Below are 24,680 nucleotides of genomic sequence, written 5' to 3' on the forward strand. Positions count from 1 at the left end.
GGAGAACGAGCCGATGAACATGAAATCCCATGACCAATACCGTGAAAGCGTGGCAGGCCGCGCAGATGTAGCAGATACCCCTGAGCTTGTAGCGTATTACCAAGAGTTAGCCGACCTGAAAACGGGGGCCTTGTGGACGGTAGCAAACAAGATTGAGCCATGGCAGCCGCAGTCGTCGTCAGTCCCTGTGTTATGGCGTTACCGTGATTTGCGTGAACATGTATTGCGCTCAGTGGAGCTGGTGACCCCTGAAAAAGCGGGGAGGCGAGTGGTTTATCTCAATAACCCAGGTCGTCAAGACGTGGCGGCAGCCGTGGGCTGGTTGTACTCTGGCTTGCAAGTGATGCACCCAGGGGAAGCAGCATCTGCCCATGCCCACTCCTCTTCAGCACTACGTTTTATTATGGAAGGGCGCGGAGCGTACACCATCGTGGAAGGGCAAAAGATGATGCTTGAAGCGAATGATTTTGTACTAACCCCGAATGGGACGTGGCACGAACACGGTGTCGCGGAAGATGGCTTGCCGTGCATTTGGCAGGATGGACTGGACATTCCGCTGGTCAATGCGATGGAAGCGGGTTTTTACAAAGTCCATCCAGACTTACACCAAGCACACACGCGCCCTATTGATTACCCTGTGGGGATGTGGGGCGGTACTGCCTTACGCCCACACGATATCGGCTGGGATAAACCCTATTCGCCATTATTTAAATATCAATGGGGGCCAACCTATGAGGCACTGTGCCGAGCCGCAAACGTGGCCGACGGTTCGCTATTTGATGATGTGCTAATGCATTACACCAACCCTGTAACGGGTGGTCACGTGATGCCCACCATCGGTGCGAGTATGCAATTGCTGCGCCCAGGGTTTGTTGGCAAAGCCCATCGTCACACGGGGAGCTTCATTTACCAAGTGGCGAAAGGCCAGGGGTATTCGATTATTAATGGACAGCGCTTTGATTGGCAAGAACGGGATATTTTCTGTGTGCCATCGTGGATGTTCCATGAGCATGTGAACACCTCACAGACTGATGATGCGTGCCTGTTCTGTTTTAACGACTTACCCGTGATGCAGTCATTGGGGTTGTATTACGAAGAGGCATTAGTGGACAACGATGGCCATCAAAAAATGACGGGCTAGGTGGTGGAGTAAGGGGCAAGATTCACGTCCTAACCTCGATGAAATTATTTATTCAATTGATTTTGTTAGTTTATTTTTTATTTATATTTGATTAACCGATTTTACCTGAAATAGGCAGATGGCGAAACGCCGTATGCTGAGGAGAAAACACCATGCGCTTAATTACTTACCGTTCTGATATCACTGCTGCGGCCCGTTTGGGTGCGATTGTTGACCACCAAGTCGTCGACTTGGCGTGCTTGGCAGAAGAGCAAGGGCTGTACTTACCCGATAACATGCTGGACTTTATTGATTTAGGCCCGCAAGGGATACGTGTGGGGACCGAGTTGCTGAACACATACCAAGGGAAATTTCCTGTAGGAACGGCTTGGCCAGTGCAAAACGTGAAAATCTTGGCACCGATCCCACGTCCCCGCAAAAACATCTTTGGGATTGGGCTCAATTATGTTGAGCACGTGGCGGAATCCAGTCGTACCTTAGACACATCGAAAGAGCTTCCTAAAGAGCCCGTGATTTTCTCTAAGCCACCGACCACAGTGATTGGCCCAGGAGATGCAATTGAACATAACGCTCAAATTACCCAACAACTGGATTGGGAAGTGGAACTGGCGGTGATTATGGGTACGCGAGCCAAAGGGGTGGCAGCGAAAGATGCGCTGAATTATGTGTTTGGTTATAGCCTAATGATTGACATGAGCGCCCGTGATTGCCGTCGCGCTGGGCAATGGATTTACTCAAAAGGGCAAGATACCTACGCACCATTTGGCCCATGTATTGTTACTGCGGATGAAATTCCAGACCCACACACTTTGGACTTAAGCTTAAAAGTTAATGGCGTGACCAAGCAATCATCCAACACTCGTCATATGTTGTTTAACGTGAACGCGTTAATTGAAGATATCAGCAAGGGGATTACTCTTGAGCCAGGGGACATTATTGCCACGGGTACCCCTGAAGGTGTGGGGGCAGGACGCTCACCGCAAGAGTGGGTGTGGCCAGGGGATGTGATTGAGGCATATGTACAAGGCATTGGTGAGCTGCGCCATCCTGTAGTGGCGGTGTAAAAAAGGAGCCAAAGCATGTTGAACTTAGCGCAATTTAAAGCCGCAGCGGTGCAAGCGGCCCCCGTGTTTTTGGACACGAATGCCACTGTGGATAAAGCCTGTCAGCTGATTGAAGAGGCGGCGGATAACGGTGCCAAATTAGTAGCGTTTCCTGAAGTGTTTATATCGGGTTACCCGTATTGGAGTTGGGTGATGAACCCGATTGACGGCAGCCCGTGGTTTGAAAAACTGTGCAAATCGGCCATTGAAGTCCCAGGGCCAGAAATCCAAAAAATCGCTCAAGCTGCGGCACGTCACCGTATCAATGTGGTGATTGGCGCCAATGAGCGTAACCCGCACGGTATTGCTACCTTGTATAACACGTTAGTGACCATTTCTGATGAGGGTAAAATTCTGGGTCGTCACCGCAAATTGGTGCCGACATGGGCGGAAAAACTGACATGGGCAAATGGCGATGCGTCCTCGTTAAAAGTGCACCAAACCAGCGTCGGGCCACTGGGTGCCTTGGCGTGCGGGGAAAATACCAATACCTTGGCGCGCTTTGCGTTATTGGCACAAGGGGAATTAGTGCACATTGCCAGCTATATTGCACTGCCTGTGGCTCCGAAAGATTATGACATGGCTGAGGCCATCCGCCTGCGTGCGTCGGCACATTGTTTTGAGGGAAAAGTGTTCACCATCGTTTCCTGCTCGACGGTGTCGACGGAGATTATCGATGCGATGTCAGCGAGCCACCCTGAAGCGCGTGATTTGTTGGCTCGCCCAAACAGTGCATTTTCGGGCATTATCGGCCCCGATGGTCGTGTGGTGGGGGAACCACTGATTGATAAAGAAGGGATTGTGTACGGTGATATTGATTTAAACCGCTGTATTCAACCGCGGCAAATGCACGATATCACGGGGCACTATAACCGCTTTGATATCTTCGATTTACAGGTAAATCGCCGTCCATTGAGTGCTGCCCGCTTTTATGGCGAGGGGCAAAGTGTGGATGAATTAAATCCCATGACTGATAGCGATGAACCGTTTGGGGAGAAAAAATGATGAGTCTGGCACGCACATTTCGGATTGGGCAGATTGTTCCGTCCTCGAACACCACCATGGAAACGGAAATTCCCGCCATTTTACGAGCACGGGAAGCGCAGTTTGCGGAGCGTTTTACCTTTCATTCCAGTCGTATGCGGATGAAAAAAGTGACCAAAGAGGAGCTGGCTCAAATGGATTCTGACAGCGACCGCTGCGCTCTTGAGCTATCGGATGCGGCGGTGGATGTCCTGGGGTATGCCTGCTTGGTTGCCATCATGAGCATGGGGAAAGGTTACCACCGCGTGTCGGAAAGCCGTTTACATCAACGTACGGTGGATAACGGCCACCCCGCACCGATTGTGACCAGTGCGGGGGCGTTAGTGGATGGGCTACATGCCATTGGTGCAAAAAAAGTGTCTATTTTGACGCCATACATGAAGCCGTTGACGCAATTAGTGATTGAGTATATTGAAAGCGAAGGTATTGAAGTGGTGGACAGCATTTCGTTGGAAATCCCTGATAACTTAGCAGTGGGTAGGCAAGACCCGCTGGCGCCAGTGGAAATCACTAAGAGACTCAACTCCAACGTGGATGCGATAGTCGCATCGGCTTGCGTGCAAATGCCATCATTGCCATCGGTGCAATTAATTGAAGACCGAGTGGGTTTACCTGTGCTGTCTTCTTCAGTGGCGACAACCTATATGATGTTGAAAAAGCTTGGCTTAGAGACACGGGCTGATGGATTTGGGTCTTTACTCAGTGGAAAGTTTTAGCTGAATTATCGTCTCCTTCTGCTACTCTTGAGGGGCTAGATTAAATGCAATTATGCATAGCGCGTATCGAGAGGGACAGATGTCAGACTCAAAGGTTTTTGTTGATAATTACTTGCCTGCCCTATTAGGGCAGGCATGGATGTTAGTTTCATCTGAATTTCATGCAATTGTTGAAAAAAAAGGGTTATCGGTATTGGAGTGGCGGGTGCTATCAACATTAGCGGGTAATGGCTCGATGGGGATCACTGAACTATCGCAAAAAACAGTTAGTAAACAACCGACAATTACTCGTGTTTTACAACGCTTAGAACAGCAAGGGCATGTGCTCCGTCACAATAATCATAGTGGGAGTGATAAGCGAATTACATTGGTGAGTGTTACCTCCAGTGGGATGGCATTAGTCGATGGGCTATTAGTTGAAGCACAACAACATGAAGAGGTGGTACTCGCTCCACTAGGTCTGCGTAAGAGTAAGATGCTTAAAGAAGTCTTACAGGAGTTAATTGAGCGCCATAGCTTAGAGAACGTAAGTGAGACAGGAAACACGGAGAAAAAAGCAACCAGCAAAAAACAATTAAAAAATAAAAATAACACTAAAAATTTAATTGAATAATCAATTAATGATAACTTAGAGAGCTATCTTATCTTAGATGAATGATTTTTGTATTACGGATGTTTTTATTGTTAATTATCAAGTTGATAGGTAAATTTCTCACACTTGGTGACACTATTGGGGTAAATGATAACCTAATGATAGATAGGTAATTTCTGAATTTTGTTTTTTTTTGTATCTGTTAATTAATTGCTACTTTACATTGATTCAATTTATCTATTAACTTCATTACTGATAATTAATGATTAGCTAAATATGGAGCAATCAATGTCAGTTGTGACACTTGTACTCGTTTTTTTACTTGCGGTTATTGTGAGTGTATTTATCTCGCGATTGCTCAAAGATATTATTCCATTACCCCTTATTCAGATAGCGCTGGGAGCTGGGCTGTCTCTGTATGGTTTTACGGTTGAATTTGAGCCTCATTTATTCCTCTTCTTATTTATTCCACCATTGCTGTTTCTTGATGGCTGGCGTATTCCAAAAGAAGCCTTATTCCAAGAAATTAAACCGATTATGTCATTAGCGATAGGCCTTGTTGTGGTTACTGTTATTGGCATGGGGTTCTTTATTCATTGGTTAATTCCTGCCATTTCATTGGCCGTTGCCTTTGCGCTTGCCGCGATTTTGTCGCCGACCGACCCCGTTTCAGTTTCTGCGATGACAGTAAACTCTCCATTACCATCGAGGATGGCGCACATACTGGAAGGCGAGTCACTGCTCAACGATGCAACAGGTTTAGTCTGCTTTAGTTTTGCCGTAGTGGCCGCGTTAACGGGGACATTTTCCCTTGCTTCAGCGGCGGGAGAATTCGTCTTTGTCGCATTCGGTGGAATTTTAATTGGCTTAGTGGTCGCTTGGGCAATTGGTTGGTTAAACCAATTTTTGGTTAAGCGTACAGGTGAGGAACCTGCTATCCAAATCATGATCAGCCTGCTAATGCCGTTTACGGCTTATTTACTTGCAGAGCACTTGCATGTGTCTGGTATTTTAGCCGCGGTTGTTGCGGGTATTGCTATGCACTATGAGAAAATTGCAGGGCGTATGCAGGCAGCGACACGGATGCAAAGTAAAGCCGTTTGGGACACTGTTCAAACGGCATTGAATGGGATGATCTTTATTTTGTTGGGTGAGCAATTACCAGGTATGTGGACAAACATGCCAGAAGTTGCGGCCGCCGCAGGGGCAAGCCATCCTTGGATGTTATTTGTTTACGTTGCAATTATTACGGTGGCGCTGGCAATCTTACGTTTTAGTTGGGTTTGGATCTCAATGACCTTGACCGTATTCCATAACCGTCGCCGTGGTAAAGAAGCGGATGTGGTGCATATTCGTATGATGGCGATTATGGCGACGGCAGGTGTACGAGGTGCAATTACATTGGCAGGTATTTTAACACTGCCATTATTGATGCCGGACGGTTCTTTATTCCCAAATCGTGATGTGGCGATTTTCTTGGCAATGGGCGTTATCCTGTGTTCATTATTGATAGCCAGTATTGCATTACCGATTTTAACAAAAGGTTTAGTCCAAGACTTGCCATATGACAATGATGAAATTCGTGCTCGGTTAGCGCTAAATGAAGCGGCTATGGCCCACTTACGTGAGCTAATGAACCACCCTTCAGAGGATATGGATGAAATCGCTATGCGTACCGAGGTTGGGGCACAATTGTTAGAAATTTATGGCAGACGACTCGATAACACCGATGAAACAGAATCTGATGTATATGATTTACATCGAATGATTGAGATGGAACGTCAAATGTCTAACTCTGCATTGAAAGCAAAACGTGAAGCGCTATATCTCATGCGGAAAAATAAAAACATTAATGAGCGGGTTTATCACCGTTTACGCGATGAATTGGATCTGAAAGAAGAAACGCTGAATCACCATAAAAATGGTAAACACTAGTTTATGAAATTAAAGGCCTGAATTTATTCAGGCCTGAGGTTGTTGACAAAGCAGGATAAAAGCGTGGTTTTTCCTGCTTTGTGTTATCAGCCGAAAATCAATAAATTGATTTTCCTCGTTTATTTTCAAAACTATCCAACCTGCAGCCAAACCTAATCGGTTTGTCAGCAGTCTGAGGCCTGAATTTATTCAGGCCTTTTTCTGAACAATATAAATGAGAGTGAAAACCGTATTTGACTAATCGTATTGATGGCTGATAAGTTAGCGTTAACTCTATTTAGGAAAAAAATATGTCACAGGTTGTCGCACGTTTAAGCATGATTATTACCATCACTTAGTGGTGGGGATAAGCGACAACCGAAACCCGCCAGGCAAGGCGGGTTTTTTGTTCTTGTCTGGTCAAATCATCAGCAAGGAAACATATATGAATTTAACTGGAACACCACAACTCTCTGATAACAAAGTTCGTTTGCATTTTCTCTGTGGGAAAATTGCGTCTGGGAAGTCAACTCTCGCCAAACAGTTAGCTAAGCAGCCTCGAACGGTTTTATTGAGTGAAGATGAATGGCTTTCGACGTTGTACCCTAATGAAGTCACTGAGCTCACCCACTATATCGCCAAAAGTACGTTGGTGAAAAAGGTGTTAGAAAAGCATATCAAACAATTGATGGATGCAGGTAATACGGTTGTGATGGACTTCCCCGCGAATACGCCGAATCAGCGACAATGGCTAAAGTCACTCGCTCAATTATCGAATGTACCGTATGTTTTTCACGTTTTGCAGGTTGATAATGATGAGTGCAAAGCACGCCTTGCAGCGCGTAATTTAACAGGTGAAAACCCTTTTCACACCTCAGACACACAGTTTGATTTAATCACCGCACATTTTTCTTACCCTGCGCCAGATGAACAATTAAATTGCCAGTTTTATCCTGAATAGGTGATATTTTCAGCGGTCTAACTTGTTCGCAGACTGCTGAAAATATTGATTATTTTGGACGGTACATCTTCACATTTTGTTGTTGTTCAATCCAATAGTAATCTGCGGGGCCACCTGCACGTAGCAATGGTTTTTGCACTGCACAATCATAAAGCCCATCAGTTAAGGTGGATTCATCAATATGCACCATGACAACCTCTCCCATGACCATCCACGTATCCAGTAATTGGCCATCAGCGCGTTTAAGTTGCTGATACTGAGTGACCACACATTCCATCGAGACGGGAGTTTGTGCTATGCGTGGTGGCGAAATCAATGTTGAAGGTAGGGTGGAAAGTTGTGTTAAAGCAAACTCACTTTCCCCTCGCTCAAGGGTGGCACTGCTCATATTAACTTGCTCACCAAGGCTTAGTGTCGCAAGGTTATAGACAAATTCCCCTGTTTCGATGGCATTGGTGACAGAGTCTTTTTTACCCACGCTGGAAAAGGCCAAAATGGGGGGAGAATAGTTAAAAATATTGAAAAAGCTATAAGGAGCAAGGTTGGTTCGGCCTTGGCTGTCACAGGTTGAGATCCAACCAATAGGACGTGGGCCGATTAAAGATGGAATAGGATCATGGGGAAGTCCATGCCCTTTAGTTGGTTGATAACTATAGAATTTGGTTGTCATTGCAAGCTCCTTTTTTGTTTTATCCTAACGGATAATAGGGGCTGGCGTAAGGTTAAAAAATGAAAAATGCAATGAACGCATAAAGTTAGCAGTCAGCGGATAGCAATGAGTGAATAATAGGCTGATATTACTCACCAATGCGCTGGATAAAACTAGAAGGGCTTTGTCCCAGCCACTTTTTAAACATGGTGGAAAAAGACCCGACACTGCTGTAACCCAAGTCAAAAGCCACTTCGGTAATCGATTTTCCTGCGGAAATATGAGTGATGGCACTGAGCAAACAAGCTTGCTGGCGCCAATCTGAGAAAGACAATCCCGTTTGTGCTCCGAAAAAGCGGCTAAAAGAACGCTCACTTTTATGGAGTTTCGCTGCCCACTCTTGGGGAAGAGAGGTGATCTGAGGCGCCTTTAAAAATTCACGACACATATGGGCGAGGTGCTCATCCCGTGGGATCGGCGCATAAAATGGTAAAGGCTCCGCACGCTCAATTTCGTGCAAGATCAATTGGATCATGGCGCCATCACGGCCATGAAGGTCATATTCGATAGGCGTATCGACAGCTTCCAGTAATAACTGGCGAAGTAATGGTGAAACGCGGAGCACTTCGCATTTATTCCCTTTGCGTGGTGCCGCTGCGGGTTCGATATACAAGCTGCGCGTACTCACATTTAGCATGCGGGTTTCATGGGGCGTATTGCAGGGGATCCACACACCGCTATCTGGAGGAATAACCCACTCGCCATCATCTGTGCTCACTTCAATCAAACCTGTTGCACCATATAAAAATTGTGCGCGGCGGTGAACATGAGAGTCCAGTAACACATTCGGTAAGTAATCAGTTCCGATCGCGAGAACATCACGTGGAACCGAGTCAACGGTTTTAAGGGGGATATTTCTCATGGAAATTCCTCTTGGCTGAAATACAAACATAATGATTTTTTTTTCGAATATAGGCAATTTTTATTGATATAACCACATGTTTTCCATGGTTGGCTGAAATTCCGATCTCTTTGGCTGTTTTTCGAAAGTTGGTAAAACGGAAAATGATTACCCTAGCGCGGAAACCCAATGTATGCCTGAGGTAGAGTTATCATGGAAAATTACAACAATCAGAATGATGAGCAAGTCGGCCTGATTGAACCTTTAACCCGTCGTCGGTTTATTCAGGGCAGCTCTGCACTCATGGCTGTCCCTTTTTTAGCCGCAAATACGGTTGCTTCAACGCCAGAAAACCCAGATATCATTCCAACAAAAACGATTAATAATGAAGGGGAACGCGTCGTTTCCACTTGCAGTAGTTTTGACTGTGGTGGGAAATGCGATATTCGTGCGCATGTTAAAGAAGGTGTTGTCACGCGTATTAGCACTCGACCTGATGCTGATCTTGATGAAGAGATGCCAATCATGCGTGCATGCGTGCGTGGTCGTAGTTATCGGAAATTTGTTTACCACCCTAACCGGCTGAAATACCCAATGAAACGTGTTGGTAAACGTGGAGAAGGGCGTTTTGAGCGGATCAGTTGGGAGGAAGCCACCACGCTGATCGCAAGTAACATGCAACGAATCAATGAACAATATGGCCCCGCTTCACGCTTTGTTAGCTTAAGTACTGGGGTTACTGGGGGGATTTTTTCTGGTGCGAACATGTTACGCCGTTTATTCAATATCACAGGCGGTTTTTTAGAGAATTACCACTCGGTCAGTAATGGCAACACCATGGCGGTAACACCTTATACCTATGGAACTTCCGCGAGTGGCAGTACTTTGGATACGTTGGAAAATACTCCATTGGTGATTTTATGGGGGCATAACCCCAATGAAACTATTTTTGGGCATTCCAATCATTATTTCCAAAAAATGAAGAAAAATGGCACCAAATTTATTGTTGTCGACCCACGCTATTCTGATACTGCGTCGTCATTAGCTGACCAATGGATCCCCATTTTACCAACTACGGATAACGCGATGATGGACGCGATGATGTATGTGATCATCAGTGAAAATCGCCATGACCAAGCCTTTATTGATAAATATACAGTCGGTTTTGATGAGCACCAGATGCCTGATGGTGTGCCTGAAAATGAGTCATTGGTGGCTTATTTAATGGGCAAAAAAGATGGGGTAGTGAAAACCCCTGAATGGGCGGAACCCATAACCAAAGTTCCCGCAGATACCATCCGCCAGTTAGCACGTGAATATGCAGGTACTAAACCTGCAGCATTGATGCAAGGTTGGGGGCCTCAACGCCATATTTGCGGCGAGCGCTCAGCGCGTGGTGCAACGTTATTAGCGACTATCACGGGTAATGTAGGTGTGAAAGGGGGTTGGGCTGCGGGGTATGGTATGGCCGTTACCCCAGATTTACGCAAAACGTTGGCGGGTCCAAGCTTATTCGAAAACCCAGTTAAGGCGAAAATCAACATTACCAATTGGGTTCAAGCCTGTGAAGATAAAAGCCTTGTCACACCAAATAACGGCCTGAAAAATGCCGAAAAGCTCGATACCGAGATAAAAATGATTTTCTCGTTAGCGGGTAATTATATGACCAACCAAAATCCCGATATATTGCACGCCGCCAAAGTACTGGAGGATGAAAGTAAGGTGGAATTTATCGTCTATAGCGACTTATATATGACACCGAGTGCCAAATATGCCGATATTTTATTGCCCGAAACCAGTTTTTTAGAGCGCTGGAATGTGGGGGGAACTTGGGGAACGGGTAACTACATTATTTTATCTGAAAAAGTCATTGAGCCAGAGTTTGAACGCCGCAGTGATTATGAATGGTTGTGTGAAGTAGCTGAAAAGCTCGGTGTTGGCGAGAAATTTAGTGAAGGCCGTACAGAAAAACAGTGGATTGAACATCTCGTTAACGATGCCCACCAAAAACGCCCTGAGGATGGAATTCCTACCTTTGATGAGCTGTTGGTAAAACGTCGTCATTTACTGAAACACAAACCGCATATCGGGCATGTGGCGTTTGAAAAAAACATTAATGATATTGAAAAACACCCATTTGAAACGCCATCTGGGAAAATTGAGATTTTCTCGAAGCGTTTGTATGAGCGTCATGATGTTGATATTCCTGCGTTATCTCATTATGTCCCAGCGATTGAAGGGCCAGAAGATGCATTAACGACACGTTTCCCGCTGCAGCTTATTACGTGGAAAGGCCGAAATCGCGCCAACTCAACGCAATTTGCTAACCCATGGCTGCAAGAAGTCCAGCGCCAAGAGCTATGGATTAATCCAATTGATGCTAAGCGCCGAAACATTGTTGAAGGTGATTATGCCAAAGTGAACAATGACCGTGGGGTAACGCAAGTGCCAGTAAAAATCACTCAGCGCATTATGCCAGGGGTCGTTGCACTGCAAGCAGGTGCATGGTGGCAGCCTGATGAAAATGGTATTGACCAAGGTGGGTGCGCCAACGTATTAACATCAGCGCGTAGCACGGCAATGGCTCACGGAAATGCCCATCAAACATTATTGGTGGAGGTAACAAAAGCATGAGTAAATTCCACGTTTATCCCGCAGTTAGTGACAAACAACTCGGGTTTTATATCGATTCGGCACGCTGCTCTGGCTGTAAAGCGTGTCAGGTGTCCTGTAAAGATAAAAACAACCTCGACGTCGGGCGCAAATACCGCCGTGTTTACGAAGTAACTGGCGGTGAGTTTATCGAAAACGGCACAGGGGGGCTGGTGAATAATGTCTTTGCCTATACGTTATCTATTTCATGCAACCACTGTGCCGACCCTATGTGTGTCAAAAATTGCCCGACCACCGCGATGCATAAGCGCGAAGGTGACGGCATTGTGATGGTTAATACGGACAAGTGCGTTGGATGCGGCACCTGTGCATGGTCTTGTCCGTATGGCGCGCCGCAGATGAACCCTGAGACACAACAAATGTCAAAATGCGATTTTTGCATTGACCTGCAGCTCAAAGGTGAGCAACCCGTTTGTGTGGCAACCTGCCCATTAGGTGCAATTCAGTTTGGCTCAATTGACGAGCTCAGAAAACGTTATGGTGAATTGGCGGATGTACGAGGGTTACCAGATTCCTCGATTACACACCCTAACCTTGTTATTCACCCACACCAAGGTTCTGGTCGTCAGTCTCAAGACACACAAGGAGAAACCAAATGAACGAATGGCCATTATTGTTATTCACCTTTTTGATGCAGTTATCTATTGGGTTAAGCATTATGTTAGGCGTTTCTGCAAAGAAACTGTCTTCGGTGTTTGCAGGTAAAATTAATTCGCAATTTTTCTTGTGGTATTTATTTGTGGCCTGTGTCTTTGCGGGGGTAGGATTATTATCTTCGATTACCCACTTAGGTGTGCCACTCAATGCACCTAATTCGTTGCTAAATCTTTTTTCCTCTTGGCTAAGTCGAGAAGTGGTTCTTACTGCCACCTACTTTACATTTTTAGGACTCACTTTTTTATGGCTTTGGTTTAAAAAAGAATTGTCTTATCTGCTACTGGGGATGGCGATTATTGCAGGGCTGTGTGATGTATATGCTATGGCGTCAATCTATCGTTATACATCAATGTTAACGTGGATGAATGATAATACTTATCTGATGTTCTACGGCACGATGCTAACGGCTGGCGCTGCGGGTTATTATTTATTAATCAGTTTATTACTGCGTTTTAAAGCAGGTAGCGCTGGGGTACAAATTCCGACCCGCGGGCTGTGGATATTATGGGCAGTTATAGGGGTGAGCTTATTTATTCGCCTGGTTTATCAACCCGCTTATGAAAGTTACCTTGTCCACACGAGTTATAACAATGAGTCGATAACCTTTCCTATCGATTCTATTCATGCTTATCAAGCGATTTGGTCATTACGTATGACCAGCTGGGTGGTAGGAATGTTAGCGGTGATAGTTTTAGGCGTTGGTATATTCCGTCGTATGCGCACAGCGTCAAGTGAGGTATTAACTTCAAACGGTCAGGGCTATTTAGTGCTGGGGTGTACCTGTGCGATTGTTGCTGAGTTTATGCTGCGTTATTGCTTTTACTCTATTCATATTTAAGGCAATTGTGATTCATTTTTTAGGAAGTCTTGGTCATTATGATCCACTTTTCACATTACGCAGCGGCTTTTAATATTTTGGGGACTTGCTATTTGTTTTCGCCCAATGATGATGCAAGTCACTATGCATTAAGCTTTTTTAAATTGGATGATTTTTCTGAACAATGGCCTTGTAAAATAAGTCCTCAATTGAGCCATCAAATCACGCAGTTTTTAAATATTGAACGGCAACAATTACATAAGCAATGGGCTGATTTGTTTATTGGCCCCAATACATTACCCGCTCCACCTTGGGGCTCGGTGTATCTCGACCCTGAGGGGGTATTGCAAGGTTCTTCAACGCAAGCGTTAAGTGCATTTTTACAACGCGAGCGGTTAAAAGTGCAAACACGTTACCCAGAACCTTCAGACCATGTTGGTTTAATGTTATTTCAGGCAGCGGTATTAGCGTCAGAGGTGAGAGAGCGTGCATTAAAAGAATTACTTGTTGACCATTTGGAAAGTTGGTTACCACAGTTTTACCATCAACTAAATAGAACAATGCCAAATTCTTTTTATTCGCCATTAACTGAGTTAGCGCTAGTCACAGTTAAATCATGCCGCTAGTCTTTTATCAATGTGACTTTTAATTCAGTATATTTGAATGTTAAATGGTTAATTAAACGTAATATTTGAATGAGGAAATAGTTAACAATTTATAATTAAATGAAAATTGATTTAGTTATAAGAAATGCAAATTAAAATGATTCCCACTTTAATTTTCTAAGCCATAATACATTTTTACGTCATACTACTTAATGATAGGTATTTACAGCGAAGGGGGTATAAAGTGGTCAATCTATTTAATCGGCTGTTGTCCCATGAAGATGCGGGAAAATTACTGTTACGTCTTTCTGTGGGCGGGCTAATGCTGTTCCATGGAATGAGCAAGTTAATGACAGGTGCTAGTGGTATCAAGGCGTTACTGGCTTCTTACGGTCTACCTGAATTTATCGCTTACGGCACTATTCTAGGCGAAGTCGTTGCCCCTATTTTTATTATTTTAGGGATATTAACTCGTCCATCTGCATTGTTAGTGGCGTTTACCATGGTTGTTGCATGGCTGATGATTGGTTTAGATAAAACCTTCGTTCTGGATAAAACAGGGGCATGGGCGATTGAAAGTATTGTGTATTTCTTCTTAAGTGCCATTGCATTGGCATTTATGGGCTCAGGACGATTTTCAGTGATGCGCAATGCATGCTGGCGATAAATAAATTTTAGTTAAGTGTTTTGACATTGCTTTGAGAAAAGACCATCAAGATTTTCTGATGGTCTTATTTTTTGTCTAACGTACTGGGAATTCAAGGTGAGCGATACTTTTGCATTATTGGTAATTTAAGCCATTTTAGCTATAATGACTAAACAAGCCATTTTATCCTGTAGGTGATGTATGGAAACGATCTCCGCACAAGTTGCTAAAAATCAATTTGGTGATTTATTGATGAAAGTTCAACGTGCGCCTGTTGAAATAAGTAAACATGGGAAGCGTGTTGCTGTTGTTATCTCTTCTGATGAATATGACCAGTTAATGCAGTTAAAATTACAGAACTTAAAAGCGGTTTTGGCTGAATCTATTTCGCAAGCAGAGCGCGGGGAATTTCATAGTATTGATGATGTATTTGCTCCATTAACTAGGGATGAACTTGATAATAAGGCTTAAGGATGAGCGTTAGGTTTACTCAGAAAGCGAAAGGCCATATCCGCTCAATTAGGCTTTATTCTATGCGTAGATGGGGGGCTAATGTTGCAGAGGCTTATGCTAACTCATTACGAGTGACAATGACCGACATACTCGCGAGCCAGCCATCTCTTGGGCGTGATCGCAGTGAAGATTTGTATTTGGGGATTTTCAGCTTCCCTGTCGAAAGTCATATTATTTATTATCGAAAAGCGCCTGAAGGTATTGAGGTGCTGGCAGTATTACATCATACGCAAGATCCCCATTCTCATTTATAAAAATTCGTTTTTGCGATAAGTCAATTTTCATTAGGTATTTGATATTGCTTTTGAAAGAAGACCATCAAGATTTTCTGATGGTCTTCTTTTTTGAACAATAACCTGTTGAATTAGTCATTTTTCAACACAGTTTCGCGGAAAAATAGGTCTAACAAGCTGCTGTCTCGACATGCAGGTTCAGGAAAATCCAAACGCTCAGCGCGTTCAACGGTCTCCATCACTAGTGCATCTATCGCAGGGCGCCTTGCACCATAATGGCTTTCGTCGACATTCGACTTTATTACTAACAGTGCTTCAATTTCTGCCAACACAGATTTATTGGTAACGGTTGCAGTCACTAATTCTGAAAAAGCCATCGGTGGCATACTTTTATGCATTTCTATCCAACGCAGTGCTAAAACGGCTCTAAGCAGATAAAAATACTTTTTAAGTTTGACTTCTTTACCTTTAAAATCCGTATGTAAGTTACGCTTACTAATTGATAAATAATGATATCTAGACTTTAATGGTGAATAAAATCTTGCAGCAAGTTGCTCTAGCTCAGCAAAAAAATCATTGTCTTTAAAGTAGACAATAGGGGAATGTAGCCATTCTATTAATGCGGGGTTTGAATTACGCATTAATTTTAAAGCCTTGGATAATTCCCAGCCAGAAACGTCCAGCTCATCATCTATCGGTTTCTCTATGACATCCCGCTTGGGGTCTAGCGTTAAGTACCAGTCTAATTTATGAACATAGATAAATCGCACATCATAGTCGCTGTCGCGGGAGGCAAAGCCCCAACCGCGACTGCCTGATTCACAAGCAAAAAGAACTTTAACGTGGTGACTTTCTTCTATGTCTTTTAAGGTACGGTATATCCGTTCTTTCATTAGCACGGATACGCTTCCACGGTTGGTTTCCATGCTTTCTCCTTTTTTAACCTTTCACACACACCACTTGGCGTAGGGTATGCACGATTTCAACTAATGATGATTGCGCTGCCATTACGGCATCAATGTCTTTATATGCCATTGGAATTTCATCAATCACATCGCTATCTTTTCGGCACTCAACGTGCGCAGTTGCCATTTTTTGGTCGCTGACTGAAAAACGCTTTTTAGCCTCAGTTCGGCTCATCACACGGCCTGCACCGTGACTGCAAGAGCAAAAACTTTCTTCATCGCCCAGTCCGCGCACAATAAAGCTTTTCGCTCCCATTGACCCTGGAATGATCCCCATTTGGCCTTTTCGAGCAGACACTGCGCCTTTTCGTGTCACCAAAATTTCTTCACCAAAATGTTGCTCTTTTTGCACATAATTATGGTGGCAATTTACCGCTTCTTGTTGGGTGGTAAACGGTTTTGGAATTTCACGTGAAAGTGCTTCCAACACACGGTGCATCATCACTTCGCGGTTATGGCGGGCGAAATCCTGCGCCCAACCCACGGCTTCCATATAGTCATTAAAATGCACGCTGCCTTCTTCAAAGTACGCTAAATCCCTATCTGGCAAATTAGCGATATGTTGCTGCATATCCTTTTGTGCCAATGAAATGAATAGGTTACCTATCGCATTTCCTACTCCGCGTGACCCGCTATGTAACATCACCCATACACGATTTTGCTCATCCAAACACAGTTCAATAAAGTGGTTCCCCGTTCCCAGCGTTCCTAAGTGGTTATAATGGTTAGTCCCACGTAGTTTTGGGTACTTATCGCAAATACGTTTAAAGTCCTCATCCAAATGCGCCCAATGGGTATCCACAATATCTGGTGTACGGTGCCATGCGCCTTTATCACGTCCGTGTCGATGAGTCGTTCGTCCGTGCGGCACAGCGGCTTCGATAGCAAAACGAATATTCTGTAAGCTATCAGGCAAATCAGACGCGGTTAGGGATGTACGCACTGCAATCATTCCACAACCGATATCGACTCCCACTGCGGCAGGGATAATCGCCCCTTTGGTTGGGATCACACTCCCGATGGTTGATCCTTTCCCTACGTGTACATCTGGCATTACTGCTAAGTGTTTAAAAATAAAGGGCATCTTGGCGGTATTTTGCAATTGTGTTACCGCTTTCGGATCAACAGGAACGCCGTTAGTCCACATTTTTACAGGTACGCCAGTTTCTTGAATTAATTGATTGAAATTATTATGACTCATTGTTATTCCTTAATTTTTACCAATCCGTTTAATACTTGGTCTAATCCACCGTAAACGGAAATTTGGTCGATTCGATGTGCGATGCTTTCTAAGGTTTCGAGCTCTTTTAAGCGCAGCGCAACAGGGTTGTTTTCCATCACTTTGGCAGTATTTAACAGCGAACGCGTGGCGGCCGTTTCTTCGCGGCGGCGGATCACGTTAGCTTGTGCTGATTTTTCAGCTTCAACCACTTGGGACAATATAGTGCGCATTTCGCCCGGTAAAATAATGTCTTTTACACCAATGCTGTCGACCTCTAAGCCAAACTCCGCAATACTTTGCACCACTTGCATTAGCATGAGTTCATCGATTAACTGCTTGTTTTCTAATAGTTCATCCAGTGTGCGGGTGCCCACGATCTCCCTTAATGAAAACTGTAATTCACGGTATAAATGTTCTACTGGCTGACTCAATTGAGAAAATGCATGTAGCACATCGGCATAGCGCCAGTTAGCCGATAAATTAATGCGCAACGTCACTTTATCTTTGGTTAAGATTTCTTGCCCGCTGACTTCCAGTGATTGTAAACGCGTATCAATAATGTCAATTTCAGGCGTGTGTTCTACACGCCAGTAACCGTGCGTACCTGCTTCAAGTAAACCCGTGATTTCACCATCAATTTTTAACACGCCAATATGCCAAGCGGGTATTTGAGCGACAAGGCACAGCTCGCTGCCTTTGATACGTTTTTTCGCGGCTAAGCGCTGTGTTAAGGCTTCTGGTAACACTAAATGCCCCACTTTTTGTTTTTCGACGCGCAGTGTATTGCCAGATTTCCAGTACAGACGGCGCGTTGCTGGCGATAAAATTTCAACCAAGTTATTGTGTGAATATAAAAAACCAATCTCATCATCTAATAAATCAATATCAACGCCATAGGAGGCTACCCAATTTGGGTGATATTGGCGAATTTGCTCAGCAAGCACAGAATCAATTGGTTTATCAATGGACTGTGAGCAAACATCAATGATTTGAATCTCAGGCTTCTGTTTAACTGACCAAAAACCGTAATTTCCCGCTTCTAACAGGCTTTTTATTTCACCATCCACTTTGAGCAGGCCAATTTGCCCCGCAAAAATTTGCGCCATTACACATAAATCACGGCCTTTAACCCCTTTTTTGTGCACTAAATGATCCGTTAATTCATTGGTCATGGCTAATTGGGTCACGTTATGTTTTTCGATACGTAAATCATCGTTGGTTTTCCAGTATAAACGGCGTGTTTGTGGCGCGATAATTTCAACTAAATGATGATGTAAGTATAAAAAAGCGACTTCATCATCGGATAAATTAATATCAACACAATACGTATTTACCCAATCCATATGGAATTGGCGCAAATGATTTGCCAGTTTTTCTTCAATCGGTTCATTGTTTAATGTGAAAAATGAAACCGTCAGTTTATTAAACCAATCTTGTACGCGGTGCTCGCCTGCCACTAACAGTTGTTTGAAATCACCATTTTTTGACGTTAGTGCAATAAGTCCTTGAGCAACATTTATTTTTTTCATTATTTTTCCTTTTATTTATGTGTCTGGCGCTGAAGAACAAAACGAAGTTATGAGGGGAAAGAAAGAGCGCCAGATCGGCTGTCTAAATTTCTGCTCATCACTCGGTGAGGCTCTCGAGTGCCAGTTGTTAGCTAAACTTCAGCTAGGTTTTATTTACGTTTGGAATCGTATTTTAAGTTCAGGAGTCGAACCTGATAGCTAGGCTATTACCAAGGTATCTTACCGACGGCGGCATACAGACCATGTAGTGACAACAGCCACCATGTCTGCACCGGTTGAACGCGAAGTTCAGACATTTTCCGGCAGTGGATAAATTTATAATTGCCAGAAGCGTGCCAACTTTTTAAATGAGGTGAAAAATATTTTTATCTTAATGAAAAATAAAGATTAATTATTTTTTGGCTAAATGTTGCTTACAATGAGAGAGAAAATGAATTAGGCTATTTATTATCTTTTTATATCGTATTTTATAAATTTATATAAATCATGAACGAGAAACGCAAGGTTGTGATAGGGGTGCTTGGCACGGTATTAGACAGGCGAGGTAAAAAAGCCAATCGCTGGACCAAATGGCGTCCAACTGTGGGGCTATGCCAACAGCCGAATATCAATATTGGTCGCTTTGAATTGATTCATCAGGTCAATGACTACTCGATGGCGCAGCGTGTTAAAGAGGATATCGAGCAAGCCTCACCGCAAACGGAGGTCGTATTGCATGAGGTGGATATTGCAGATCCGTGGGATTTCGAGGAGGTGTATACCTCGCTGCTCGATTTTTCTGCGAGTTACCCCTTTGATACGGATAACGAAGAGTACCTTGTGCACATCACTACAGGGACGCACGTGGTACAAATTTGTTGGTTTTTATTAACTGAAGCGCATTATTTGCCCGCTAAACTTATTCAAACATCACCCAGTGAAAAGGGCAGGGAAAAAGACCCGATGGGTATTCACACGGTGATTGACCTTGATTTAAGCCGTTACACCCATATCACTAGTCGCTTCCAAAAAGAGCAACAGCAGCAAGTTTCGTTTTTAAAATCAGGTATTGCCACGCGTAACAGCGCGTTTAATACCATGATTGAGCAAATTGAACGGGTGGCGCTACGCTCAAAAGCCCCTATTTTATTGAATGGCCCGACAGGTGCGGGGAAATCATTTCTGGCTCGACGAATTTACCAATTGCGTGAAAGTCGTCACCAAGTGAAAGGGCGGTTTGTGGAAGTGAACTGCGCCACGTTACGCGGTGATAATGCCATGTCGACGTTGTTTGGCCATGTGAAAGGGGCATTTACGGGGGCGTTAAACTCCCGAAAAGGGTTGTTAAAAGAAGCGGATAGCGGCATTTTATTTCTCGATGAAATCGCTGAGCTCGGCCTTGATGAGCAAGCGATGCTGCTTAAAGCCATCGAAGAAAAACGTTTTTTCCCTTATGGTGCCGATGAAGAAATTCACAGTGATTTTCAATTGATTGCGGGAACCCATCGCAACTTGGTGCAACAGGTTGAAGAGGGGAAATTTCGTGAAGATTTATTCGCCCGCATCAATATGTGGACGTTTGCTTTACCTGGTTTGCGCGATCGCCGTGAAGATATTGAGCCGAATATCGATTATGAGCTTGTGAAGTTCAGCCAAGATGCGCAAAACCAAATCCGTTTTGATAGCGAAGCGCGCAACGTGTATGTGAAATTTGCGTGCTCAGAACAGGCGTTATGGCGCGGTAACTTCCGCGAACTGGGGGCATCGATTAGCCGAATGGCAACATTTGCTGAAAAAGGGCGGGTCACCAAGTCGATAGCTGAAGAGGAAATTGAGCGTTTGCAATCCCAGTGGCAAGTTAAATCAAGCAATCCATTACCTAAACACGTGGGTGAAATTGATTTATTCGACCAACAACAGTTAGCCACAGTACTGGATGTGTGCCGCCGTTCTTCATCCCTTTCAGAGGCGGGGCGTGCACTATTTGCGGTATCTCGGCAACAGAAAAAACAACCCAATGATGCAGATAGACTACGAAAATATTTGGCGAAATTTGGGTTAGATTGGGATAGTGTGAAAGCTGACGGTTAAGAGGCTTTATATTGCTAAATTGCAGAAATAAATCTCCCCGCTGAGGCTGAGATTTATGGTTTGGTAGATACGGTTTGTTGTGTTCGTTACTTTCTAACCTGAGGCTCCCTGAAATGGTTTTTCAGGGAGATAGCCATTAATTGCCGAGATTAAAGTTTTTGAGCCCTCTCAAATTGATCACCGCTGTTATGACAATATGGCCCATAATGCTTTTTTTATTTTTTCTACCTGTTCAGTTTGATTTTTTCGACTTGATTGGATAGGACTGACGACTAAGGTTGTGTCAGTTGAGTATTTACCATTCACACTCGCGTTAATATTGTGATTGCCTGCTTTTAGCTCAGGTAATGTCACATGATAAATACCCGTTTTTCCTTCTTTCGCCGGACGTGTATAGGCTTGCCCATCAATATTGACGGTAATTTCAGTTTCACTGGTCACCAAATTGCCATATTTATCGATTAGCTCGATAATCGCAATGCTATCTGTGCCAGACACCCGCTTTTCTATGTTAGTGATTTTCACCTTATCAACATGGGATGTTCCTGCTGCGTTATTAACCTGTACTGCAGTGAGAGGGCTACGGGTACTATTGATGAAGGTCGTTAAATCATTGCTCCCAACGTCTGTTAATGTCAAAGTAGTGGTGTAAGACCCATCGTTATTATCCATCCAGTTTAAGGTATTACCTTTGTGTTTACCGATATCGATATTCTCTGTATTTAAGCCCGCTAAGCCATTACCAAAGGTATCAGTCACCGTTACCGTGATATCAAGAGGATTACCAGATTGAAAACGGTGACTGTGATCAAGCGTGATAGCCACTTTGTCAATAACGCCTTTCCTGCCTTGTTGACCCATTTCGTTTGAGTTATTCAGTGGCTGCTCAATCGGTGCGCTTTTCTTGATTGATGCAATACCACTTGCACTCGCATGGACATCATCTATTGCATCGCTTTGGCTATATTCAGTAATAAACTGCCCTACCTTGTTATCATCTGTTAGTACGGGAATATTCACCAGTGTTAGCAGGTCATCAGAAGTTAGCATTTTTGCATGGCTAGCCATAACGAGTATGATGGCTGAAGACCATATTGTCGTAAAGAGGACAAAACCATTTGAAATCTTGTGTCTCAGTGTGGATTTTATCGTTGACGTAGCGGGGTTCATTCAATTTATTCCTGGTTTTATATTAACTCAGTTATTGTTGAATTTTTATATAGGTAAGAGCTTGTGAATTACTCTGACTTAAACAGAAGAGGAATTTCCAAAATGGAAAGACGTGGAGTGGAAGGCTTTTACTGGCAATGTTAAAAGAAACAATACTGTGCATATATCCAATAAATCCATCAACTGGCGAGTTGAATTAAAAAATGTTAAGAACCAAATTTTGCCTCTGAGAGAGCAAATAAATTAAACTTATTTTATCGCAAGTAGTGTTATCCAATTTTTTGAAATAGTTCCCTTAATAAACTTAACGATGTATGTCTGTTTTGCTCATTTATTGAGGGCTTGAAAAGACTCTCTGTGCTTGGTTGAATATATGAGGTAGGTGCATACTTTAGAAAATTCACTTGTATTGTTCTACTATCGCCATTCAAGGTAGCAATGATATCTATAGAACCTTCAACTAAGCTGCTGATCTCTAATTCCGTATTTCCATACTCATCAGTCAGGTGAGCTGGTGAGATAATGCCATTTGAGGCTTCAAAGTGAACAAGTGCACCAGCAATGCTTTGTCGGCTATTATTTATAATACGCAGTTTGATTTTGTTTTTACTGATCCCATCTGCCGCTACATTGTTTCGAATGATATCAATACTACTAATAAATGACTGACTAATATCGGGTTTAAAGTGATACATTTCATTAATTTCTGGGCCATACTCAGTGTTTGCTTTTACTACATAACTTCCTGATATAAAAGTAGTAAATTGTATAGATGCCTCGCCTTTATCATTGGCGATAATGTTATATTTTTGCTCAGAAACCGCTTTTTTAGCTTTGGCTTTCCACATAAAATGATTAAGTAATGAATAATATCCCGTATTTTTTTGGTCAATAGATCTAAGATTTGCAGGCAATACGAAGTTGACTTTCGCATTGGGGACAGGGTGACCAAGAGGATCTTTAATTACGATGGCGAATGTATTTGCGTCCTTACCATCAGCGATACCATTATTTCTTTTCTTGGTATTTTCATGAGTGATAGTGAGCGCGCCTGTGCCAGTTACTTCAATTAACGTTTCCACTTGTGGTGAAACATTGCCTTTCGTGTCATAAACCGTCACGGTTAAGCGATAGAGGTTGAGCTGTTGGTTTTTAAATGCGTTGTTGGTAATTTTGTAAGACGGCAATTTTACTGAACTATCTATTCCATTAAGGTGGAGTCTTCCCCCAGCCGCTATTAATTCAGGGGCATCTACAACTATTTTTTCTAGAGGATATTTAGTGGTTAAGTTGCGGATAATAGAGCGTTCTTCTCCTGTCACGCCCTGAATAACTTTCGGTAATGATAACGAAATTAAGGTTTTCTTCTGGTACTCCAACACAATATTGTTATTACGATTAACAAAGTCATAGCGATTGTTGGGAATATGACGATTAGCCTCTATTACTGAAGTATCAAGGTGCTGCTCTAAGCTTCTCCCTAACAACCAGTTGAACGCAATTTTTGCACCTGTTTCATTTGCTCCATTATTACCTATTCTATGTTCTACATTTAGAGCAAGGAGGGGGAATGGAGACCAGTTGACACCGACGGTAGCAGCCATTGGGTTTTTCTGGCGTTCATTTGTACCAAATAAAGCTACGTCATCACCGTAATATTGTTCAAGTTTTAGGTTAGCACCTAAATTAGAATAAGCGGGTAGCCAACCTTCAAGTTGAATATCCCAGCCGTTGGCTGGGCGTGCATAATAATCATAGGCTAATTCGGATGCACTACGCCAAGTCGATAGCCCTAAATAGCTATTCGTACTCACCCTAGCGTAATCTTGAGCATACTCCAAACCAAGTCCTAAGCGCGAATGGTAATGGGATAAATCATGGTCAAAGAAAGCATTTATCCCGACCATGCTATTTTGATGAAAATGACGTAATCCAATACCATTATTACTTTGCAGACGACCATCAGTACGATGAATACTGTGCTGAGAAAATAGTAAAAAGTCATGTTGGTCATACCAAGGTACTAGCCAATCTAATTGAGAGGTTTTAATTGATAACTTTTCATTAAGGTTAATATTTAGCCTAGTATTACCTGCTTTAGATAACCAATGTGTTATTTCATCAGTAGCGATATTTGCGGCTTTATGGCGAGCGTAATCTTGTGCCATATCTGCAAGTTTTTTTTGTTTTTTTTCTTCAGATACAAAGTTTGCTGCATTTTGCCCATATTCTGCTAAAAAACGTTCAGTGCTATCTCCTGGTTGGGTTCCCTCAAATTGAAAGGCATTGCTACCTAGCGTAGGTAAATCGTCTAAATAGGCGATTTGGGCATAACTTGGCACTATTAGCCCAATAGCCGTGAACCAAATTACCGTAGAGAGTATTAAACTGCTCGGTAGTTTTGAGTTCAATTTTGACGAAGGGGAATTCATCGAACATATATCCTGATATCAATATTAATACTGTTATTTTCAGGGCAAATAGTGGTCTGTGCTTGTGAATTGATTGGATTTAAACGGAAAAGGGTATTCGTGTTGTGGAATCGTTCGAAATGTGCGT

22 protein-coding genes are annotated in these 24,680 nt (G+C 43.4%); 15 read left to right on the forward strand and 7 right to left on the reverse strand.

Translation table 11 applies throughout. The annotated features are described in order from the left end of the window. Positions 1–13: 13 nt before the first annotated feature. From M1F05_RS02365 to M1F05_RS02395, 7 genes are all read left to right on the forward strand, one after another. On the forward strand, positions 14–1,141 hold the full coding sequence (locus tag M1F05_RS02365) for a cupin domain-containing protein (RefSeq protein ID WP_206086280.1): 1,128 nt from the start codon (positions 14–16) through the stop codon (positions 1,139–1,141). A gap of 152 nt (positions 1,142–1,293) precedes the next feature. After that, entirely contained in the window at positions 1,294–2,205 is a 912-nt protein-coding gene (locus M1F05_RS02370) for a fumarylacetoacetate hydrolase family protein (protein WP_206086281.1), read from the forward strand. Positions 2,206–2,220: 15 nt separating this feature from the next. Continuing rightward, positions 2,221–3,249 carry a carbon-nitrogen hydrolase family protein gene (locus tag M1F05_RS02375; protein WP_206086282.1) on the forward strand — a complete coding sequence of 343 codons (1,029 nt, stop codon included), beginning with the start codon at positions 2,221–2,223 and terminating at the stop codon, positions 3,247–3,249. Beyond that, on the forward strand, positions 3,249–4,004 hold the full coding sequence (locus M1F05_RS02380) for an Asp/Glu racemase (RefSeq protein ID WP_272516347.1): 756 nt from the start codon (positions 3,249–3,251) through the stop codon (positions 4,002–4,004). Before M1F05_RS02375 ends, M1F05_RS02380 begins: the two co-directional genes overlap by 1 nt. A gap of 79 nt (positions 4,005–4,083) precedes the next feature. Next, on the forward strand, positions 4,084–4,617 hold the full coding sequence (locus tag M1F05_RS02385) for a MarR family winged helix-turn-helix transcriptional regulator (RefSeq protein ID WP_241016898.1): 534 nt from the start codon (positions 4,084–4,086) through the stop codon (positions 4,615–4,617). Between the two features lie 267 nt (positions 4,618–4,884). Then, complete coding sequence (locus tag M1F05_RS02390; RefSeq protein ID WP_206086283.1) at positions 4,885–6,531, forward strand: Na+/H+ antiporter; 1,647 nt, start codon at positions 4,885–4,887, stop codon at positions 6,529–6,531. 424 nt (positions 6,532–6,955) lie between these two features. Further along, positions 6,956–7,471 carry an AAA family ATPase gene (locus M1F05_RS02395; RefSeq protein WP_206086284.1) on the forward strand — a complete coding sequence of 172 codons (516 nt, stop codon included), beginning with the start codon at positions 6,956–6,958 and terminating at the stop codon, positions 7,469–7,471. Between the two features lie 49 nt (positions 7,472–7,520). Here the strand turns inward: M1F05_RS02395 and M1F05_RS02400 are convergent, their stop codons facing one another. Together M1F05_RS02400 and M1F05_RS02405 are read right to left on the reverse strand one after the other, a co-directional pair. Next, on the reverse strand, positions 7,521–8,141 hold the full coding sequence (locus M1F05_RS02400; protein ID WP_206086285.1) for a flavin reductase family protein: 621 nt from the start codon (positions 8,139–8,141) through the stop codon (positions 7,521–7,523). Between the two features lie 127 nt (positions 8,142–8,268). Then, positions 8,269–9,042 (reverse strand): AraC family transcriptional regulator, encoded by a 774-nt coding sequence (locus M1F05_RS02405; protein ID WP_272539594.1) that lies wholly within the window; start codon positions 9,040–9,042, stop codon positions 8,269–8,271. 192 nt (positions 9,043–9,234) lie between these two features. On the opposite strand from M1F05_RS02405, the gene M1F05_RS02410 reads away from it, so the two are divergent. The 7 genes from M1F05_RS02410 (at position 9,235) to M1F05_RS02440 (ending at position 15,186) form a co-directional block, all read left to right on the forward strand. Then, a complete protein-coding gene (locus M1F05_RS02410; RefSeq protein ID WP_206086287.1) occupies positions 9,235–11,655 on the forward strand; it encodes a DMSO/selenate family reductase complex A subunit in 2,421 nt (806 codons plus the stop codon). Further along, positions 11,652–12,293 (forward strand): DMSO/selenate family reductase complex B subunit, encoded by a 642-nt coding sequence (locus M1F05_RS02415; RefSeq protein ID WP_206086288.1) that lies wholly within the window; start codon positions 11,652–11,654, stop codon positions 12,291–12,293. Before M1F05_RS02410 ends, M1F05_RS02415 begins: the two co-directional genes overlap by 4 nt. Continuing rightward, positions 12,290–13,189, forward strand: a complete 900-nt coding sequence (locus tag M1F05_RS02420; RefSeq protein ID WP_206086289.1) for a dimethyl sulfoxide reductase anchor subunit family protein — start codon at positions 12,290–12,292, stop codon at positions 13,187–13,189. Before M1F05_RS02415 ends, M1F05_RS02420 begins: the two co-directional genes overlap by 4 nt. Positions 13,190–13,227: 38 nt before the next feature. Further along, on the forward strand, positions 13,228–13,794 hold the full coding sequence (locus M1F05_RS02425; protein WP_206086290.1) for a molecular chaperone TorD family protein: 567 nt from the start codon (positions 13,228–13,230) through the stop codon (positions 13,792–13,794). A gap of 223 nt (positions 13,795–14,017) precedes the next feature. Next, a complete protein-coding gene (locus M1F05_RS02430) occupies positions 14,018–14,440 on the forward strand; it encodes a DoxX family protein (RefSeq protein WP_206086291.1) in 423 nt (140 codons plus the stop codon). A gap of 180 nt (positions 14,441–14,620) precedes the next feature. Then, positions 14,621–14,890 (forward strand): type II toxin-antitoxin system Phd/YefM family antitoxin, encoded by a 270-nt coding sequence (locus tag M1F05_RS02435; RefSeq protein WP_206086292.1) that lies wholly within the window; start codon positions 14,621–14,623, stop codon positions 14,888–14,890. A 2-nt stretch (positions 14,891–14,892) separates the two neighbouring features. Further along, positions 14,893–15,186 carry a type II toxin-antitoxin system RelE/ParE family toxin gene (locus M1F05_RS02440; protein ID WP_206086293.1) on the forward strand — a complete coding sequence of 98 codons (294 nt, stop codon included), beginning with the start codon at positions 14,893–14,895 and terminating at the stop codon, positions 15,184–15,186. Positions 15,187–15,296: 110 nt separating this feature from the next. Here the strand turns inward: M1F05_RS02440 and M1F05_RS02445 are convergent, their stop codons facing one another. The 3 genes from M1F05_RS02445 to M1F05_RS02455 are packed head-to-tail and all read right to left on the reverse strand — an operon-like array spanning position 15,297 to position 18,458. Beyond that, entirely contained in the window at positions 15,297–16,091 is a 795-nt protein-coding gene (locus M1F05_RS02445; protein ID WP_206086294.1) for a DNA polymerase beta superfamily protein, read from the reverse strand. A 13-nt stretch (positions 16,092–16,104) separates the two neighbouring features. Then, positions 16,105–17,331 carry an RtcB family protein gene (locus tag M1F05_RS02450; protein ID WP_206086295.1) on the reverse strand — a complete coding sequence of 409 codons (1,227 nt, stop codon included), beginning with the start codon at positions 17,329–17,331 and terminating at the stop codon, positions 16,105–16,107. A gap of 2 nt (positions 17,332–17,333) precedes the next feature. Then, on the reverse strand, positions 17,334–18,458 hold the full coding sequence (locus tag M1F05_RS02455) for a slipin family protein (RefSeq protein ID WP_206086367.1): 1,125 nt from the start codon (positions 18,456–18,458) through the stop codon (positions 17,334–17,336). Positions 18,459–19,367: 909 nt separating this feature from the next. Between M1F05_RS02455 and rtcR the strand changes: the two genes are divergently transcribed. Continuing rightward, the gene (gene rtcR / locus M1F05_RS02460; RefSeq protein ID WP_206086296.1) at positions 19,368–20,951 is read left to right on the forward strand and encodes an RNA repair transcriptional activator RtcR; all 1,584 of its coding nucleotides are present in this window, start codon (positions 19,368–19,370) and stop codon (positions 20,949–20,951) included. 186 nt (positions 20,952–21,137) lie between these two features. On the opposite strand, the gene M1F05_RS02465 is transcribed toward rtcR, so the two are convergent. Next, positions 21,138–22,121 (reverse strand): hypothetical protein, encoded by a 984-nt coding sequence (locus tag M1F05_RS02465; RefSeq protein ID WP_206086297.1) that lies wholly within the window; start codon positions 22,119–22,121, stop codon positions 21,138–21,140. Positions 22,122–22,390: 269 nt separating this feature from the next. Beyond that, complete coding sequence (locus M1F05_RS02470; protein WP_206086298.1) at positions 22,391–24,463, reverse strand: inverse autotransporter beta domain-containing protein; 2,073 nt, start codon at positions 24,461–24,463, stop codon at positions 22,391–22,393. Positions 24,464–24,680 lie beyond the last annotated feature (217 nt).

The sequence above is a fragment of the Providencia sp. PROV252 genome (genome assembly GCF_033676005.1).
Lineage (GTDB): Bacteria > Pseudomonadota > Gammaproteobacteria > Enterobacterales > Enterobacteriaceae > Providencia > Providencia vermicola.